Origin of the sequence: Anaerophaga thermohalophila DSM 12881, from assembly GCF_000191885.1 — a bacterium.
Classification (GTDB): domain Bacteria; phylum Bacteroidota; class Bacteroidia; order Bacteroidales; family Marinilabiliaceae; genus Anaerophaga; species Anaerophaga thermohalophila.
Window position 1 is genome coordinate 1 of sequence record NZ_AEWI01000199.1, and the last position, 3794, is coordinate 3794.

Annotated in this window: 3 protein-coding genes; all 3 read left to right on the forward strand. The window is 43.5% G+C overall.

What is annotated here, in order from left to right; all coding sequences use genetic code 11:
* The first annotated feature begins 42 nt into the window (after window positions 1-42).
* Window positions 43-714 carry an efflux RND transporter permease subunit gene (locus ATH1_RS0117660; protein WP_010424971.1) on the forward strand — a complete coding sequence of 224 codons (672 nt, stop codon included), beginning with the start codon at window positions 43-45 and terminating at the stop codon, window positions 712-714.
* Between the two features lie 57 nt (window positions 715-771).
* The gene (locus tag ATH1_RS0117665) at window positions 772-1296 is read left to right on the forward strand and encodes a DUF3267 domain-containing protein (protein ID WP_010421833.1); all 525 of its coding nucleotides are present in this window, start codon (window positions 772-774) and stop codon (window positions 1294-1296) included.
* 219 nt (window positions 1297-1515) lie between these two features.
* Entirely contained in the window at window positions 1516-3678 is a 2163-nt protein-coding gene (gene rnr, locus ATH1_RS0117670; RefSeq protein WP_010421832.1) for a ribonuclease R, read from the forward strand.
* Window positions 3679-3794 lie beyond the last annotated feature (116 nt).

The window sequence follows — 3794 nt, forward strand, 5'->3', positions numbered from 1 at the left end:
GGTGGCTGAAATTATTGGACAAAATGAGTTGGACGGTAAGAAGTGGTTGAGGATGCCAGAAGGCTGATCAGCGAAGAAGTCGATTTGCTTCCCGGTTATTACGTTGAATACGGAGGACAGTTTGAGAATCTTAATAGTGCGCGGAAACGGTTGATGATAGTGGTTCCCATCGCACTTATACTGATCTTTATCATGCTTCATTTTGCCTTCGGGAACATGCGGTCTGCCATACTGGTTTTTTCTGCAATTCCCCTATCGGCTGTCGGAGGGGTGTTGCTGTTGTGGATTCGGGGGATGCCTTTTTCTATTTCGGCCGGGGTTGGTTTTATTATGTTGTTCGGAATATCGGTATTTAATGGTATCGTATTGATAGAGCATTATTCAGAATTAAAAAGAATGGGAATGAACAATTTACGTGAGCGCATACTCAAAGGGGCCCGTCAAAGATTGAGGCCGGTTCTTCTTACAGCTGCAACCGCTGCTTTTGGGTTTTTGCCGGTGGCATTTTCAACCGGGACCGGTGCTGAAGTGTTGCGTCCTTTGGCCACTGTCGTTGTCGGCGGACTGGTTACTGCAACACTTTTGACGCTTGTGGTTTTGCCGGTGTTGTATTGTTTGATGGAAGATAAGCAAAAGCGGCGACGATTATTGATGCCCGACTGGCTGGCGGTGCTGGCTCTTTTGTTTACCGTAAAGGAGCTTTTACTTTCATAAACTGAATAATGAAGTTAACTTTGTCCCTGATTAGAGTTTGATGACTGTTCGCTAAAAGTGACTGAAATATCTTTGACCATAGAAGAAACTGCCAAAAAGGCTGCAGGAATGATTCTTCCTGTTCTGTTTGCAACAGGAATTCCGTTTTTCGTGATTCACGGCACTGAACCGTTCCTGCATTGGTCTGTAAATGGTCTCCTTCTTTTTTTGTTAATGGTTGTTGTAGGTGTTCCGTTGCATGAGTTACTACATGCGCTGGTCTTTGGAGCATTTGCCAGGGGAGGATACAAAACGGTGAAATTCGGGATAGATAAGTCCACTTATACACCTTATTGTCATTGTACAGCTCCTATGCGCGTGCAGTATTACCGGGTTGGTGCATTGCTCCCTCTGATAGTCCTTGGCGTGGTTCCGTTTGTGATTTCTCTTATTACAGGTTCTTTCGGGTTCTGGCTCTACGGCTTTATTTATATTATAGCAGCGGGAGGAGATTTAGTGGCATTGAATATGCTGAAAAAAATCCCTGCGCACCGGAAAGTTCTCGACCATCCTCAAAAAATGGGGTTCTACGTGTTGGACTGATAATTCGAAACAAAGCTTCCAAAGAAATCAAAAATTATCGAACAAATTAATCGACTACTTTACAAATGTTGTCGATATTCTTATCTTTGAGTTTGATAAAAGATTCAAAACATTGTATATTTTGGTCGATTGATTCAGAGTGGTATCCGGGAACGAGTCCCGATTAATCGGGACTCGTTCTGTTTGACCTTAAAAACAAATTTTATATTAATAAAACTTATGCCTAAAAAGAAAAAACGAAACAATGAATTATTTAAAAAAAGTGATCTGCGTTCATCAGTAAAGAATTTATTCAAAAATAATCCGCATAAAACGTATAATTACAAGCAGGTTTCGGCAGCTTTGGGAATTACAAAGAAAAAAACAAGACTGCAAATCGAAGTCTTTCTTTTTGAACTGAGTGAAGAAAACTTTCTGAAAGAAGTATCTACGGGCAGGTTCAAGTTGCTCATGGCGCCGGGAATTTACGTCGAGGGTATTGTAGACATGACCACGCGGGGTACGGCTTACATCGTTCCAGATGAAGGAGATGAAGATATTTTTGTAGCTCAGAGTAATTTGGGACATGCCCTGAACGGCGACCGGGTTAAGGTGCTTCAGTATGCACGTAAGCCCAGGAAACAGGCCGAAGGTGAGGTGGTCGAGATTATTGAGCGCAGCCGTGATCATTTTGTCGGTACCCTCGAAGTCTCCAAAGGCTTCGCTTTTCTTGTCGCGGATTCGCGTGTTATGCATCACGACATTTTTATTCCTCCCGAACATCTCAAGGGTGGAAAAAACGGACAAAAGGCCGTGGTATGTATTACTGAGTGGCCCGGGAGAGCCAAAAATCCTATCGGAAAGGTTGTCGATATTCTTGGTAATCCCGGTGAAAACAACACCGAAATGCACGCTATCCTTGCAGAGTTTAATCTGCCGTATAAATATCCGGCTAATGTGGTGGCTGCTGCCGAAAAGATTAAAGATAAGATTCCTGCAGCTGAGATAAAGAAAAGACGGGATTTCCGAAAAGTGACCACTTTTACTATTGATCCGGCCGATGCCAAAGATTTTGATGATGCCCTCTCGCTCAGAAAACTAAAAAACGGGAATTGGGAAGTGGGCATTCATATAGCCGATGTCACCCACTATGTTCATCCAAATACTGTTATCGATAAGGAAGCGGCAGACCGGGCGACTTCTGTTTACCTGGTTGACAGGGTGGTGCCTATGCTTCCCGAACGGTTGAGTAACGAATTGTGCTCTTTGCGGCCCGACGAGGACAAGCTTTGCTTTTCGGCAGTATTTGAGCTTGATAATGATGCCCGGGTTCTTGACAGTTGGGTTGGGCGTACTATCATTCGAAGCGACAGGCGGTTTACTTATGAAGAGGCACAGACAGTCATTGAAACCGGGGAAGGAGATTTGAACAGCGAGTTGAAGGTGCTGAACGATTTGGCCCAAAAACTCCGGAAGGAACGGTTTAGCAAGGGCTCTATTGATTTTGAACGCGTTGAAGTGAAATTTGAGCTGGATGAAAATGGAAATCCGTTAAGCGTTTTCTTCAAAGAGGCCAAAGAAGCCAATAAGCTGATTGAGGAATTCATGTTGCTGGCCAACAGGCGGGTGGCTGAAATTATTGGACAAAATGAGTTGGACGGTAAGAATTCAGCGCCAGGGAAAAACGCCAAAACTTTTGTTTACCGGATTCATGACGAACCTAATCCCGAAAAGTATGAAACTTTCAGCAAGTTTGTAAGAAAACTTGGATTTGAAGCTATGCCTAAAGGGCACGAAACCATCGGTCACTCGCTGAATCGCCTTCTGGATGAGGTTCAGGGGAAAAAGCATCAAAATATTGTGGAAACACTGGCCATACGTACCATGTCGAAAGCTGTTTATTCGACGCATAACATAGGCCATTATGGACTTGGTTTTAAGTATTACACGCATTTTACCTCGCCTATAAGACGTTATCCCGACATGATGGTACACCGGCTTCTGCAACGATATCTTGATGGCGGGCGTTCGGTGTCATCCGAAAAATACGAAGAGCTATGCGATCACAGCACCAAAATGGAAATAAGAGCAGCCGATGCTGAGCGTGCCTCTGTTAAGTATAAGCAGGTGGAATTTTTGAAGGACAGAGTTGGTGAGGTATTTGACGGCGTTATTTCGGGTGTGACCGAATGGGGCATTTACGTTGAACTGGACGAGAACAAATGCGAAGGAATGGTTCCCATCCGTGACCTTGATGATGATTTTTACCAGTTTGATGAGGAGAATTATTGCCTCGTGGGGCGCCATAAAAACCGCAAATATCAATTGGGAGATTCGGTTCGAATAAAAATTGCCCGGGCTAACCTCGAAAGAAGACAACTTGATTTTACCCCGGCACCCTGATTTTAAGGCAAAATCTAACAATTTAACAACCTAACAACCTAACAACCTAATAGCCTAATAACCTAATAACCTAATAACCTAATAGCCTAATAGCCTAATAACCTAATAACCTAATA

Bases quoted from the DNA above. Each gene is read 5' to 3' on its own strand.
- rnr (WP_010421832.1), top strand. From the start codon at position 1,516: ATGCCTAAAAAGAAAAAACGAAACAATGAATTATTTAAAAAAAGTGAT.